The organism is Anaerococcus sp. AGMB09787 (assembly GCF_022808955.1).
Lineage (GTDB): Bacteria > Bacillota > Clostridia > Tissierellales > Peptoniphilaceae > Anaerococcus.
In genome coordinates this window covers 16,404-31,315 of record NZ_JAKZEY010000023.1, presented here as the reverse complement: position 1 = coordinate 31,315, position 14,912 = coordinate 16,404, and the positions used below count along the sequence as shown (strand labels likewise).

Below are 14,912 nucleotides of genomic sequence, written 5' to 3'. Positions count from 1 at the left end.
CTAACCGCAATTATTATGATTAATAAAAAAACCGACCGGACTTAACCGGCCAGCCATAAACTGTTATAATCCAAAAAATTCTTTAATCTTATCAATAAATGATTTTTTCTTTGGAGATGTGGTTGTTGCTTCTTTTTTGGTCTTGATATTTTTGCCATCTTCAAGTTCTACATCCTTAGTGATAGCGTGGGAAGTTTTTTCCTCTCTTTGCTTGCTTGCAGCTCTTTTCTTGGCATTGTCTATCAAGATCTCATGGGCTATGGAATTAGTCTTGTTTTCAACCTTAGAATATGTTCCGTCGCTATTGAGCTTTCTAATTTTGACATCATCAGCGAACATTATATCTAGGAATTTCATAATCCTTAGCTTGATGTCTTCATCAAAGATAGGAACTGCTACTTCCATCCTATTTCTAATATTTCTAGTCATAAAATCTGCTGATGATAGGTAGACTTTGGCATCAATTCCCTTGCCGAATTGGTAAACCCTGTGGTGCTCCAAAAACCTACCTACTATTTGATAGATTTCTATGTTGTCAGTCTTGCCATCGATTCCAGGAAGGATACAGGTAATACCCCTTACCATCATGATAATTTTTACTCCAGCCTGGCTTGCTTCAGAAAGTTTGTCGATTAGTTCCCTATCTGATATGGAGTTCATCTTTAGCCTAATATAGCCATCTCCACTTTCTTTTTGCCTTGCTATTTGCTCATCTATTAACTTATCAAGTCCTTCTTGCATGGACTTAGGGCTTACCAAGAGGTGCTTGTAGTTACCTTCTAGATTTCCTATCATGATATTATCGAATAGCTCCTTGGCATCTGTTCCAATTTCTGCATTGGATGTCATAAAGGAGAAGTCTGTGTATTGCTTGGCTGTTTTTTCGTTGTAATTACCTGTAGCTACTTGGGTAATGTATGAAATCTTATCATCCTTGACTCTGGTTATCAAGAGAACCTTGGAGTGGCACTTGTAGTTATCGAAGCCATAAACAATCTTACAGCCTGCATCTTCAAGTCTTGATGACCAGATTATATTATTATCTTCATCAAACCTCGCTCTTAGCTCCATTAGGACAAAGACTTCCTTGCCATTTTCTGCAGCCTTTATTAGGGCCTTGGCAACCTTACTATCCTTGGCTATCCTATAGAGGGTAATCTTGATTGATACTACACTGTCATCTTCAGCTGCTTCATTAAGTAAATCTATTAATGGATCCATTGACTCATAAGGATAAGAAAGTAGGATGTCCCCATTTTCTATTTGGTCAGTCATAGGCCTATCTTCTACTACCATTGGAGATTTTTGTGGTTCAAAAGGAGGATCCAGGTGTTTTTCCTTCATATCTTCTGGCATATCATCTATAAGGTCAAAGATGAAGCCCGCCCTTTGTGGGGATGTAGTTACGAAGATATTTTCTTCCTTTAGTGGGAGTTTTTCCTTCAAAAATTCCTTAATATCACTATCTAGCTCCTCGTCAACTTCAAGTTTTACTGGTTGAAGTCTCTTTCTCTTCTTTAACATCTTACTCATATAGGATCTAAAGTCTGTCTCAACATCGAAGTCATCATCATTGTATTTGATATCGGTATTCCTAGTAAGGGTCATTACATACTCGCTTACTGATTCATATTGGTCAAAGACCTTAGCGCCGAATTCTTTTATAATATCTTCTATTAGAACTACAGACTTATCAGATATTTTGATATATCTTTGAATTTTATCTGGAACAAAGATTAGTCCAAGGTCAAAATCCACGTCCTTATCCTTCTTCTTATTCTTAGAAGCCTTTTTTAATTTAAAAATAACACTCAATGATAAGTTAGGTAGGCGTGGAAATGGTCTAACAGTATCTACTATTTGGAAGTTGAGGAGGGGTTCTATCTTGCTATCAAAATAATATGCCAAGTACTCTTTTTCCTTATCTCCCAGCTCACTTACCTTGTTGATGTAAAATCCTTCTTTTTTGAGGTCTTCTACAATATCATCAAAAACTTTATCCTTCTTTTCAAATAGTGGAATGGATCTTTTCATTATCTCATCTAATTGATCTTCAGGTGTCATACCAGACTTATTATCTACAGCCTTTTTCTTTAGGTTGCTAAGGTCTGTCAATGATCCTACCCTAACCATAAAGAATTCTTCCAAGTTAGAATCAAATATTGAATAAAATTTTAACCTTTCAAAGAGCCTTACATTCTTATCGCTTGCCTCATCTAAAACTCTCTCATTAAATTTTAGCCAAGATAACTCTCTATTTTGAGTAAAAGATGTGTCCATTATAAATCCTTTCTTATTTTACTTTTAGAGCCTTATTATAGATATATCCTTCCCTAACTCCTGTTTGACTTACGTTGATTTTTTTGCAGGAGAAATATTTTGCTATCCTATTTAATATTATCATACCAGGAACTAGGGTATGAATCCTGTCAGGTTTTACTTGGAGGATTAGATCCAAGGTGTCCCTATCTTCCATAGCTAGGATGTCTTTTATTAGGTCGTTTAGCTTACTAGCTTCCATCTCATAGTTTGAAGTTGGCAAGTCATATTGGTTGTTATATAGCTTAAGAGTAGCTCTCGCAGAACCACCTACAGCTGCCAATATGTCATGGTCTTCCTTGTACATATTATTATCAGCTAGTTCTTTTTTGACCTCTTCGTCTATATCTTTTTTATCATCTTTACTTACTAGAAGTCCCTTTACATAATCGTTAAAGGCTGACAAAGAACCTATATCAAGAGATGTAGATTTAATAACCTTGCTATGATCAATTATAACAACTTCGCTAGAACCACCACCTATGTCAGTCAATACACCACGACTTACATCTATAGAAGAGCTAGCACCTATAAAGGCAAGCTTAGCTTCTTCCTCACCAGATAGGATTTCAATATCAAAACCTACTTCATCCTTAACCTTCTTTAGGATTTCATTCCTATTTGAAGAGTTCCTAATAGTTGCAGTCGCAAAGGGATAAACATGGTCAATTTCATCAAAATTATCAATAACTGCCTTGAAGATTTTCAAAACTTCTATAAGCTTATTAATTCCCTTTTCACTTAATACTCCATCCTTAAAGTAAGACCTTAGGGAAGCTTGCTCCTTTTCGCTAAATAAGTTAATTACACTATCTCCATTAACTTTAAAAACAGATAGCCTTATGGTATTTGAACCAATATCTATAACTGAATAAATCATTTAATAACTCCTTCATATATTATAAATTATGATTGTAAAATCTATGTAAGATAATATTAATTCCTCCTAGAAATTCCATACGAATTTTGTAGGGCAAGGCAAAAAATATAAATCATTATAATAATTATAACACATAACAAAAATTTAAGAAAAAGGTAAAATTATGGTATAATAATAAATATCTGCTAGAATAGCTCAATTGGTAGAGCACCGGTATCGTAAACCGTAGGTTGCAGGTTCAAGTCCTGTTTCTAGCTCCAAAAAACGAGGCCCTTTACTAAGCCTCGTCTTTTTTAACTTTCAAAAATTTCGTAGTATTTTTCGATTTGACCCCTTATATCATCCTTAGCAAAGATATCAGAACCTGAAACTATTTCATCACATCCAGCATCTATTACTTTTTTAACATTATTGGTCTTTATGCCCCCATCTACTTGGATTTTGGTGGCTAGGTTATTATTATCAATATATTTCCTAAAGAATCTAATCCTTTCAATCGAATCTTCCATAAAGCTCTGTCCTCCAAAGCCAGGCTCAACACTCATTACTAAAATGAGGTCTATATCCTTTAAATATGGCAAGAGAAGGCTTGGATCTGTTTTTGGCTTTAGGGTTAAGCCAACTTCCATATTATTTTGACTTATTAGGTCAATAACCTTATTTACATCATCAGTTGCCTCGTAGTGGAAAGTTATCCTATCAGAGCCAGCTTTTTTAAACTCTTCTATATATCTCTCCGGTCTTTCAATCATTAGGTGGGTATCAAAAAACAAGTCATTACCACACCTGATATCACTTATGATTTTGAAGCCAAAGGAAATATTTGGCACAAATAAGCCATCCATTACATCAATGTGAATCATTTTGACCCTGGTGTTTTTGGTTTGATCCAAGTCCTCTTGGAGTCTTGAAAAGTTGCAAGATAAAATTGATGGACTAAGTTCTACCATTTATTTTCTCTCCTTTTTTTTATTTCATTAAATAAGGTTAAATAATTCTCATACCTTGACCTTGAAATAAGGCCTTTGTTTAATTCTTCCTTAACCTTACATTGGGGTTCATTTATATGGTTGCAATTATTAAATTTACAGGATGTATTGTCAAATTCCTTAAAGGTGTATTTTAAATCGGTCTCGTCTTCTATAAAGTCTATATCAAAAGAATCAAATCCTGGTGTATCAAAAATATAGGAGTCCTCATTTACCTTAAAAATCTCGGTATGCCTGGTGGTATTTTTCCCCCTCTTAAGCTTTTCAGAAATTGATCCGATTTCTACATCTTCATCTACCAAGTTATTTAGAAAAGTAGACTTACCAACTCCCGATGCCCCAGATAGTGCTGAGGTTTTCCCCTTGAGTATTTCTAAAATCCTATCCTTGGGGAAAGAATTATAATTATCCAAAACTAAAAGCTCATAGGGAATATTTTGATAAATCTCCCTAAATTCTTCGATTTCTTTTTCACTTGCAAGGTCTGACTTAGATAAGATAATTACGACATCTATATCAATAAATTCGCACATGGATAAGTACTTATCAAGTCTTAGGAGGTTAAGAGGAGGATTTTTGATAGTAACAAATAACAAAAGTTGGTCTACATTCGCTATATTCGGTCTTTTAATTTCATTTTTCCTATCAATTATATTTTTGATATAGCCTTCCTTATCTCCAGTTACTTCAATCTCCGCCCTATCTCCTGCTAGGGGTTTAACTCCCTTAACTCTAAAGTTACCCCTAGCCTTACATAGGTAGGTCTGACCATCTACATCTAAATAGTATATGTCTTTTTGTGTTTTGATAATTTTTCCTGTTTTCAATTTACTGTATACACTCCATAAGACTCATCGTCTATTACTACTTCAAAGTTTGTATTTAGGATTGCCTTGAAGTTAAGGTTTAATACTCCATCTTCTGTTAAATCTTGCTTTGATTTATCTTCATTGTACATCAAATCTGTCCTAGACTTATTTTCATCTAGCTTGTAAATCTTGACATTAAATGTGTCGTTTTCAGTATTGATTGTTAGTCTCAAATCTACGTTCTTGACTTGATTTTCTTCCTTTTCTTCTTCTTTTTTGCCTGTAGATACAACTAGGTCTATTGCTGATCCCATAGCAACTTCTGTCCCTTCTGATATTGATTGGCTAATTACAAGGCCCTCTTCGTATTCTTCGCTCTCCTTGTATTCAACATTTCTAGCTGATAAGCCAAATTGGTTTATTAGGTCGTAGGCAGTATTTTCTTCGACCCCTACTAGGTTTGGAACGGTGGTGTTTTCTATCTTTTCTTCTGGTCCCGAAGATATTACAATATCGACTTTTGTTCCTGTTTGAACCTTGGAGTCTGGCTTAGGGTCTTGCCTAATTATCATATCCTTTTCTACAGTGTCAGAATATTCGGTAGTTGTTCTACCTATAGAAAGGCCTATTTCTTTTAGGGCTTCCTCAGCATTATTTATATTTAAGCCTGATAGGTCGACTACATTTACTTCCCTTCCCTCAGAAATTACTAAGTTTACAGTAGTACCCGGCTCGACCAAGACACTTGAATTAGGGTCTTGCTTCATGACCTTACCTTCGTCATACTCATCGCTCTCTTCAGTTCTTGATATATTTGCTTTGAGGCCTCTTTTTTCTAGCTCCCTGACTGCCATATCTTGGTTTAGATTGATAACAGTCGGTACTTCAATCTTATCTTTACTAGGTCTAGTTAGTAGGAAAGCCACTAGCAAGACTAAGAGAAGGGCTAATAGGGCTATAGGCCAGATCTTTATTGACTTTTTCTTTTCCTTCTTCTTATCCCTATCATCACTTGATGATACATAGATTGCCTCGGTATCTTCTTTTTTATCTTGCATGACCCTTATTGGAATCCTAGCTGTATCAGAAGGAGGTGTTTCCTTTACCATCACTAGATTTCCTTCTAAGGCAGTTATTAAGTCCTTTGCGCTGAGGTACCTATTTGAAGGGTCCTTTTCTAATAGCTTCATTATTATAGAATTTAATTTATCAGATAGGGATAGATTTATTGCCCTGGCATCTCTTGGTTTATCTTGAATGTGCATTACTGCGATTCCTACAGAGTTATCAGCATCAAAAGGAACCCTGCCTGTTGCCATCTCATACATTACAGCTCCAAGGGAGTAGAGGTCACTCTTTTCGTCTACTATCTTTCCCTTGGCTTGTTCTGGTGATATATAATGAACAGTCCCCAGGATAGAAGATGTGTAGGTAATAGTCGCATTGGATGAAACCCTTGCTATACCGAAATCTGTAACCTTGGCAAGTCCATACTTATCAATCATTATATTTTGAGGTTTGATGTCCCTGTGGATAATGCCTGACTCGTGGGCTGATTTTAGTGCCTGTGCTATCTGGATGGAATAATCAGTAATATCGTGATTAGAAAGTCTACCTTCCTTATCAATTAAATCCTTTAGGGTAGTACCCTCCACATATTCCATTACAATGTAATAAAGCTTGCGACCTGCTACCATATCTTCGCCTATATCATAGACATTAACGATATTGACATGGTTTAACTTGGCAGCTGATTGAGCTTCGTTATTAAACTTCTTTAAGAACTCGTCGTCTTCTGCGTATTGATCCTTCAATACTTTGATGGCTACAATCCTATCAAGGAGCCTATCTTTAGCCTTGTAGACCTTGGCCATACCTCCTACGCCGACTTGTTCAATAATCTCGTACCTATTGTCCAAAATTATCTTTTCCATATTCCCTCTCATATCAAAATAGTAGTCACAGTAATATTATCGTGACCACCCTTATCTAGGGCAAGTTTAATAAGCTTAGTTGAAATCTCATACACATCAGTATTTTCATTCACTACTGCCCTAATTTCCATATCATCTAGTTCATTTGACAAGCCGTCTGTAAATATTAGAAGCTTATCATTTTCTTTCATATCTACAAGACAGCTTTCAGGACTAATCTCTTCTTCAATTCCTACAGCTTTAGTTATTGCAGATTTGTTTTTAAAGTTTTTTGCCTCATCTTCTGTTAGTGATCCTGAATCCAATAGGTCATTTAAAAGACTATGATCACGAGTCTTATAAAAAATTTCACCATCTCTAAATATATAGATTCTAGAATCTCCCAAATGGCTAATATAGTACTTCTTCTCTTTCTTATCTATTATAAGGCAAACTGCAGTTGTCCCCATCTTTAAGCCATCTTCGGAGGCTGCTAGGTTATAAATTTCCTTATTAGCCCTTCTTAGAGCCTCCTCCTGGAAGGATAGATAAGAATCGTAGGAGTCTATCTCTTCATTTTGGGCAAAATCTATATAAATCTTGCTAGCGAGTTTACTTGCCACTTCCCCATTAGAGTGACCCCCCATTCCGTCAGCCACTATGAAAAAATCAAGATCCCCCTTCTCTAGGTTCCCATAGTAATCTTCATTTAGTTTTCGGTGCTTACCTATATTCGATATCGTACTAAATTTCATGCTTACCTCGCATAATTATTTCTTAACTGGCCACAAGAAGCATCTATATCTGATCCCATGGACCTTCTTATGGTTGCATTAAGTTTTTTTCTAGAAAGTTTATCTCTAAAGTCTCGTAGGGCAGAATTTTTAGGTTTTCCATAGGCAAATTCTTCTATAGGGTTTAGCGGTATAAGGTTTATATGAATATTCTTACCGGCAAATAGACTTACTAAATTATTGACATCCTCGTCCAAATTATTCACTCCGTCTATTACTACATATTCAAAGCTAACCCTTCTCTTGGTTTTATCAAGGTAATAATCACAAGCCTTAATCAGTTGCCCTATCGAATATTTGTTGGCTATAGGCATATACCTGCGTCTTTTTTCATCACTGGCATAGTGAAGTGATAGAGCCAAATTTACGTCAATATCCATATCAGCCAATTCATAAATCTTAGGTACTAGACCTGAGGTTGATAGGGTTATTGACCTATGGGATAAATTCCTTCCCTTTTCATCGGTTATTAGAGAAATAAACCTTGTTATATTTTTAAAATTATCAAGGGGTTCTCCTATCCCCATAATTACAATATTATTAATATCTCCATTTATTCTTTCAAGTTCATAAACTTCTTCCAGAATTTCTCCGGCAGTAAGGTCTCTTTCAAGGCCTTTTTTGGTAGAAGCACAGAATTTACAACCCATCCTACAGCCAACTTGTGAAGAAATACATATAGTCTTCCTAGATTCATAGTTCATAAAAACAGCTTCAATTATATTGCCATCATCAAGGCTTAGGAGATATTTTTTGGTAGAATCAATCTTTGATACAAATTCATTCTCCATTTTGACTGATGGAAAATAAAACTTTTGACTAAGCTCTTCTCTCATATCCTTGCTTAAGTCTGTCATTTGGTCAAAGTCATTGACCTTGTTTACATGGATTTGCCTAAAAACTTGCTTGGCCCTAAATTTTTGGTAGCCTTCTTTTAGGAAAAGTTCCTCAAGTTCTTCTAAAGTTTTATCATTAATGGTAACTTTCATCTTATTTCTTCCTAAATTTACTTATAAAAAATCCGTCAGTATTATCTATAAATGGTACAAACTCTATGTATTCCTTGCCATCTATATTTACTAGATCCAAATTATCCTTAGCCTTCAAATAATTAAAATTGTCCTTATTTTCTAAGGGTCCTAGGGTACAAGTAGAAAAGACTAGGTAGCCATTTGGCTTTATGTATCTAATGGCCTGGTCTAATATCTTTCTTTGAAGGCTTGCTAGGTTTTTAATATCGTCTACAGTCCTATTGTATCGGATTTCAACCTTTCTTGCCATAAGGCCAAGGCCTGAGCAAGGTGCATCAACTAGGACATAGTCGAAAGCATTTGTTAGATGCTCATTAAAAACTGCCCCATCAAAGCTAAGAAGTTTTATATTTTTAAGGCCTAGTCTATTTATATTTTGATTTATTAGGGCAAGTTTTTTCTCACTTAGGTCATTGGCAGTAATATCTGCCTTGTTCTTGGTGTACTCGGCTATATAGGATGTTTTTGTGCCTGGTGCTGCACACAGGTCTAATACCTTGGTATTTTCTTTAGGATCTAAGACTTCTACAACCTTCATACTGGCATCATTTTGGACTGTAAAATAGCCATCGGTAAATAAATCATCTTCTACAAGGCCTGCTGGGTTTTTGACCTTAAGGGCATTATGTGAGATATTAGATTCTTCTATCTCATAGCCCTTTTCTTCTAGGGAATTTTTTAGCTCTTCCTTGATCGTTTTTAGCTTGTTGACCCTTATATTTAGGTCTTGGTAGGTGTTAACATACCTCAAGAAATTTTTAGTATAGTCCATCCCATAGGCCTCATTAATATATGAGCTTATCTCTAAGGGCATGGAGTATCTTACAGATAGGGATTTTAAATCATCACTTATCTTAATTTTGCTTATTTCATCTTCATTCCTAATAAAATTTCTTAGGATAGCATTTACAAAACCAGCAGATCTTTTATTCTTTGTTTTGGTTAGGTCAACTAGCTTATCTACTGTGGCATAGTCCTTGGTGTTTAGGAAATGTATATTATAGAAACCCATTTCTAGGATAATAAGGACATTTTTGTGGATTTTCTTTAATTTTACACTAGATAACTTATCAATCATATAGTCTAGGTAAATTTTATTTTCCAATACCCCATAAACAAGCCTACTCACATAGGAAAGATTTTCTGCCTTGTGGGCTGCTATGTTTATTTCTTCGTTACTTTTCTTATCCTTATATAGAACATTTTCTAAAATCTTAAAAACTAAAGCTAAATCATTCATCTAATTTTTTCTTTTCTTCGATTTTATTTCCCAAAAGGAAGGTCTCACTTGCCATAGCCTTCTTGCCAGGTGCTTGGATAGTCTTAATTTCGATAGCCCCATTACCAGTTCCTATGATTAGTCCTTCTTTTGGATTTGCCTTGTATACATAGGAAGGATTTGCCTCATAGCCACTAAGGACTTTAGCCTTATGAACCTTCATATTTTTGCCTTGGTAGGTGAAAAAAGCCACAGGATATTCAACAAAGGCACGTACCTTATTCACTATCTCATCAGATGATTTATTCCAATCGATCTTTCCCATTTCCTTTGTAATCTTAGTACAATAAGTAGCTTCTTCATCATTTTGCTTGATTCTTTCTGCGTAGACCTTATCAAAGTTTAGTAGTGCGTCTCTTATTGCCTCAGCTCCTACTTGGCTAAGCCTTTCTTCTAGGTCAAAGTAGTCTTCATCATCACCTATAGGAACTTCACTTTGTATAAGGATATCCCCACTATCCATGCCCTTTTCTATCAGCATAGCAGTAGCTGCTGTTTTCTTCTCCCCATTTAGGAGGCTAAATTGCATAGGACTTGCTCCCCTATATTTGGGTAGAAGAGATGGGTGGAGGTTAATTATCCTATCCTCATAGACATCTAAAAGTTTTTTGCCTATCAATTGTCCGAAGGCAACCACAATTATAAAATCGATTTCTCTTTTTTGGAGTTCTTCTACAAATTCATCAGTATTTACACTATATGGCGTTATTACATCAAGTCCCTTACCCAAGGCATATTCCTTGATAGGGGTTGGTGTTACCTTGCCCCTAGATCTTTTCTTATCAGGTGCAGAAACAACTAATTTTATATCAAAATTTTTATCATAATAAAGAATATCCAAAGTCTGCAAAGCAAACTTCGGACTTCCCATAAAACATATATTAATCATTGTATTCCAATTCTTCTACATACTTGTCCCTAAATAGAATTCCATCAAGATGGTCTATTTCATGACATAGGACTTCTGCTGGAAAACCGTGAGCATCCCAGATTTTCTCATTGCCTTCTTCGTCTAAATATTTTACCTTAACATATTCTGGTCTTTTGACCGTTGCAGTAAAGTTTGGAATTGATAGACATCCCTCAACTCCAACTTGCTCGCCGTCCTCTTCTATAATCTCAGGATTAATTAGCTTAACTAGTCCTATTTCTTCTTCTCTTGGGTCAACTACTATGACTCTCTTTAATATTCCAACTTGAGGAGCAGCAAGTCCGACACCATCTGCATGATACATAGTATCTGCCATGTCGTCAAGTAAAACTTTTATTCTATCTGTAACTTCAGGAACTATCTTAGATTTTTTTCTTAAGATAGGGTCACCTTCTGTTCTAATATTTCTTATTGCCATATATCCTCCTTACCTATATATTTTACTTTTATAAACAATCATTTCAATTTTGATCGAAGTCAATGGAATATAGCATACTTATACCCTCATCATCTATGGTTACCCCATGAATTTTCTCAGCTAAGCTCATGCTTGTTTGCCTATGGGTTATCATAATAAATTGGGTCTTGTCAGATAGACTCTTTAGGTATTCTATATACCTATTGATATTGGCCTCATCTAAGGCAGCATCTATCTCATCAAGGATGGCAAAGGGAGCAGGATTTGTCTCAAAGATTGCAAATAAAAGAGCTACTGCAGTAAGGGCCTTCTCCCCACCAGATAGAAGGGATATGGACTTAGGAGACTTGGAAGGAGGTCTTGCTTCAATATCAACACCTGCATTTAGGCTATCCTTAGAATCTAGGAGCAGCCTCGCATCTCCACCTTTAAATAAAATCTTAAAGATTCGAGTAAATTTTTCGTTAATTATATTGAAATTCTTGATAAACTCTTCTTTCATTTGACCTTCAAGCCTTGCTATCATTTTTTCTATATCAGATTTGGAGTTAATAAGGTCCTTCATTTGCTTATCTAAGAAATCGAAGTCTTTCTTAGCATTTTCGTAATCTTCCAGAGAAGTTTCATTGAAAAATCCTATAGAATTAATCTCCCTCTGCCTATCAACAAGTGCTTTCTTGGTAACTTTTGTAGGCTCCTGGTCTTTAAATAACCCTTCTGCCTCATCATAAGAAATAGACATAAAAGGCCCTACTTCATCCATTATAGAAGCCAAATTTTGCCTAGCCATATCTAGGTCATAGGAGACCTTAACCCTCTTTAAATTAAGGTCATTTAGCCTATCTTCGCTTTCCTTGTTGAGTCTAATAAGCTCTTGGTTTTTATCTTCCATATCTGAAATAATTTGCTTACTCTTAGATATAGCCCCCTCAAGCCTAGTAATTTGACCTTCATAGTCACTTACCTTAGTCCTTAGGTCCTTTTCTTTGATATTTAACCTTTCAAGGTCTTCTTCTAATTGAGCCTTTATCTTTGTATTTCTTTTATAGGTCTCATCTAAGTCAGCAATTTCATTTTCTAGACTTGCTAGAGAATTTGTCGCTAGGTTTATATCCCTTCTTAGGATTTCTATCTTACTTTGAGCCTTTAAATTTTCTTCCTTGCTAGTGGCATAGATTTCCTTGCTTTCATTAAGGTCAAGGCTAATTTTTTCAATTTTTTCAATTAAGAGATTCCTCTGCCTTTTCTTTTCGTCAAGGTCTACATCAGAAAACTCGCTTGGATCAAGGGGCATTTCTTTTTGTAGGTCTTCTAGGTTGGCCTTGGAACTCTCAATCCTAATAATTAGTCCATCTAAATCTCTTCTAAGACTTGATAGGTCCTTTTCCTTGGATTTTAGGTCCAAGTCCTTATCCTCAATTTCATCTTTGAGACTTGATATCTTATGGCTTAGATTAGAGTATGCCTTATTCATCTCATCTTTTTTATTTCTAAAAAGAATTAGGTCTTTTTTTATCAGGTCTAGTTTTTTATTCCTATTTAATAGGTCGGTATTCTTCTTTCTATTCTTATCATTACCTGCGACCATAGACCCCCAGGTATTTAAAATATCAAGGTTTTTACTAACTATCCTATAGCCCTTGATTTTCTCTGATAGGCTAACTGCATCATCTATATCCTTAACAACTACAGTTGACCCTAAGAAATGATCTATAAGAGAGCATAGGCCTTGGTCATAGTCAACCAAGTCATAGGCCATGGCAAGGACTTCGTCTTCCTTGGGTCTTTCTTTTCTAAAGGATCTGATAGAGTCCATTGGCAAAAAAGTTACCCTACCAAGTCTATTGGAGTTTACAAAGTTGATTAACTTCCTGGTATCTTCCTTATTTCTGGTAACAATGTTTTGTAGGCCAGCTGACATCAAGATATCTATGACATCTTCATAGCCCTCCCTAACCCTAATTAGATTGGCAAGGGAATCTAGGTAGAGGTCATCTAGTCCCTTTTCCTTACTTTTATTTAGAAACTCCTGGATAGAATAAAAATATCCCCTATTTTTTTCAATGGTTTCCTTTTGTAATTTGAATTCAGAAATAGCGGCCTTGAGATTTAGGTTGTTCTTGTTATTTTCAATAACTAGCTCTTCCATACTAGCCCTAGAAGATTCAAGATTTTCCTTTAGGCTATTGACATCCCTTGATAAATTATCAATCTCAGACTCTTTATCCTTTACATCTTTCAAAAGAGAATCCCTTTCTTCTTTGAAGCTTTTGAGTTGGCATTCGATTTTACTGATCTTTTGACCCCTTACTAATGCATCTTCTGCTCGTTTTTTGTCTAGGACTTCCCTAGATTTTTGATCTAGTTCTATTTGATAGATTAAATTATTGAGGTCATCTTGATCTTTTCGATACTTTGATTTTTCCTTTTTTAGATCATCAATTGTCTGGTCAAGCTTTATTATTTTTTCTTCCTTGGTCTTATTTTTTTTTATTTCAAGGTCTAATTCTTCCTCTATTTTTTTCTTATCTAGCCTACTTTTTTCAAGGTCACTACTTAGCTTATCTCTTTTCGACCTATTGGTTTCAATATCTATACCAATCCTATCAATATCCCTCTTGTTGTAGTCAAGCTTTTGCTTATTTATTTCAATAGTATTGGACGCCTTATCCTTTAAGGCTCTTAGCTCTTCTAATTTTTCCTTGTAGCTATTAGCCTTAGTTAGAATTTCGCCCAAATTCTCCTTAAAGGGACCAAGTTTTTTCTCATAACCTTCTTTCTCCTTGGTCTTTTGTAAGATTTCTTTATCTATAAGGTCAAGTTCTTCACTAAGGTTTTTTTCCTTTACAACTAGGTTTTGACTTTTGCCTTTGATGTAAAAATAGGCATCTTTGTTGAGGGCTTCACTTAGGTCTTTATTTTTTAAGTAATTATCCTTGTAGGTTTTAAGATGGTTCAGGTCACGCTTTTTAAATTCCCAGTCTCTCTCAATAATTTCTAGGTCATCGCTAACTTTTTCAAGTTTTTTGGAGGATTCATCCCTCCTATACTTGTGCTTGGCTATACCACTTGCCTCTTCAAAAATAAGTCTTCTGTCCTTGGATGATGATGAAATTATTTGGTCAATACGACCTTGGGATATTATAGAGTAGCCTTCCTTACCAACACCTGTATCTAAGAATAACTCTTTAATATCCTTAAGCCTAACTTTTTTGCCATTAATCCTATATTCATTTTCCCCATCACGGTAGACCCTACGGAGGATTTTTACATAGTCATAGTCTATATTTAAACTCTTATCCTCATTGTAAAAATTGAGGACTACTTCTGCAAGGTTTAATGGCTTGCTACTTTCTCCCCCCTTAAAGATAAGGTCATTCATTTTAGCTCCACGTAGGGACTTGGCAGATTGCTCTCCCAATACCCACCTTATGGCATCGGCTATGTTGCTCTTGCCTGATCCATTAGGGCCTACTACAGCAGTGATTTTGTCGTCAAATTCAATTTTAGTTCTATTGGCAAAGGACTTAAATCCCTTTAGCTCTATAC

11 protein-coding genes and 1 tRNA gene are annotated in these 14,912 nt (G+C 35.4%); 1 reads left to right on the top strand and 11 read right to left on the bottom strand.

The window, feature by feature from the left end; translation table 11 throughout:
* Positions 1-63: 63 nt before the first annotated feature.
* Positions 64-2,280, bottom strand: coding sequence for an RNA degradosome polyphosphate kinase (locus MUN42_RS05875; protein WP_243343622.1), 2,217 nt, complete (start codon positions 2,278-2,280; stop codon positions 64-66).
* 13 nt (positions 2,281-2,293) lie between these two features.
* Positions 2,294-3,199: a rod shape-determining protein gene (locus MUN42_RS05870; RefSeq protein ID WP_243343621.1), complete on the bottom strand. Its 906-nt coding sequence runs from the start codon at positions 3,197-3,199 to the stop codon at positions 2,294-2,296.
* Between the two features lie 184 nt (positions 3,200-3,383).
* Between MUN42_RS05870 and MUN42_RS05865 the strand changes: the two genes are divergently transcribed.
* Positions 3,384-3,459: transfer RNA gene (locus tag MUN42_RS05865), tRNA-Thr, on the top strand.
* A gap of 33 nt (positions 3,460-3,492) precedes the next feature.
* Here the strand turns inward: MUN42_RS05865 and rpe are convergent.
* Genes rpe through smc form a run of 9 tightly spaced genes read right to left on the bottom strand, consistent with a single transcriptional unit; the run spans position 3,493 to position 14,910 of the window.
* On the bottom strand, positions 3,493-4,149 hold the full coding sequence (gene rpe, locus MUN42_RS05860) for a ribulose-phosphate 3-epimerase (RefSeq protein WP_243343620.1): 657 nt from the start codon (positions 4,147-4,149) through the stop codon (positions 3,493-3,495).
* Positions 4,143-5,015, bottom strand: a complete 873-nt coding sequence (gene rsgA, locus MUN42_RS05855; protein WP_243343619.1) for a ribosome small subunit-dependent GTPase A — start codon at positions 5,013-5,015, stop codon at positions 4,143-4,145. Before rsgA ends, rpe begins: the two co-directional genes overlap by 7 nt.
* Complete coding sequence (pknB, locus tag MUN42_RS05850) at positions 5,012-6,931, bottom strand: Stk1 family PASTA domain-containing Ser/Thr kinase (RefSeq protein WP_243343618.1); 1,920 nt, start codon at positions 6,929-6,931, stop codon at positions 5,012-5,014. The genes rsgA and pknB overlap by 4 nt, the downstream gene beginning before the upstream one ends.
* An 8-nt stretch (positions 6,932-6,939) precedes the next feature.
* Positions 6,940-7,665, bottom strand: coding sequence for a Stp1/IreP family PP2C-type Ser/Thr phosphatase (locus MUN42_RS05845; RefSeq protein ID WP_243343617.1), 726 nt, complete (start codon positions 7,663-7,665; stop codon positions 6,940-6,942).
* 2 nt (positions 7,666-7,667) lie between these two features.
* Positions 7,668-8,693: a 23S rRNA (adenine(2503)-C(2))-methyltransferase RlmN gene (gene rlmN, locus MUN42_RS05840; protein WP_243343616.1), complete on the bottom strand. Its 1,026-nt coding sequence runs from the start codon at positions 8,691-8,693 to the stop codon at positions 7,668-7,670.
* A gap of 1 nt (position 8,694) precedes the next feature.
* Positions 8,695-9,975: a 16S rRNA (cytosine(967)-C(5))-methyltransferase RsmB gene (gene rsmB, locus MUN42_RS05835; RefSeq protein ID WP_243343613.1), complete on the bottom strand. Its 1,281-nt coding sequence runs from the start codon at positions 9,973-9,975 to the stop codon at positions 8,695-8,697.
* Positions 9,968-10,885, bottom strand: a complete 918-nt coding sequence (gene fmt, locus MUN42_RS05830) for a methionyl-tRNA formyltransferase (protein WP_243343612.1) — start codon at positions 10,883-10,885, stop codon at positions 9,968-9,970. The genes rsmB and fmt overlap by 8 nt, the downstream gene beginning before the upstream one ends.
* Before the next feature lie 10 nt (positions 10,886-10,895).
* Entirely contained in the window at positions 10,896-11,363 is a 468-nt protein-coding gene (gene def, locus MUN42_RS05825) for a peptide deformylase (RefSeq protein ID WP_243343611.1), read from the bottom strand.
* 43 nt (positions 11,364-11,406) lie between these two features.
* The gene (smc, locus tag MUN42_RS05820; protein WP_347708762.1) at positions 11,407-14,910 is read right to left on the bottom strand and encodes a chromosome segregation protein SMC; all 3,504 of its coding nucleotides are present in this window, start codon (positions 14,908-14,910) and stop codon (positions 11,407-11,409) included.
* Between the last annotated feature and the right edge of the window lie 2 nt (positions 14,911-14,912).

What these genes read in the sequence shown, in the direction of transcription:
- pknB (WP_243343618.1), bottom strand. Translation starts at nt 6,931, where the DNA reads ATGGAAAAGATAATTTTGGACAATAGGTACGAGATTATTGAACAAGTC.
- rsmB (WP_243343613.1), bottom strand. Translation starts at nt 9,975, where the DNA reads ATGAATGATTTAGCTTTAGTTTTTAAGATTTTAGAAAATGTTCTATAT.
- MUN42_RS05845 (WP_243343617.1), bottom strand. Translation starts at nt 7,665, where the DNA reads ATGAAATTTAGTACGATATCGAATATAGGTAAGCACCGAAAACTAAAT.
- rpe (WP_243343620.1), bottom strand. Translation starts at nt 4,149, where the DNA reads ATGGTAGAACTTAGTCCATCAATTTTATCTTGCAACTTTTCAAGACTC.
- MUN42_RS05875 (WP_243343622.1), bottom strand. Translation starts at nt 2,280, where the DNA reads ATGGACACATCTTTTACTCAAAATAGAGAGTTATCTTGGCTAAAATTT.
- MUN42_RS05870 (WP_243343621.1), bottom strand. Translation starts at nt 3,199, where the DNA reads ATGATTTATTCAGTTATAGATATTGGTTCAAATACCATAAGGCTATCT.
- fmt (WP_243343612.1), bottom strand. Translation starts at nt 10,885, where the DNA reads ATGGGAAGTCCGAAGTTTGCTTTGCAGACTTTGGATATTCTTTATTAT.
- def (WP_243343611.1), bottom strand. Translation starts at nt 11,363, where the DNA reads ATGGCAATAAGAAATATTAGAACAGAAGGTGACCCTATCTTAAGAAAA.
- rlmN (WP_243343616.1), bottom strand. Translation starts at nt 8,693, where the DNA reads ATGAAAGTTACCATTAATGATAAAACTTTAGAAGAACTTGAGGAACTT.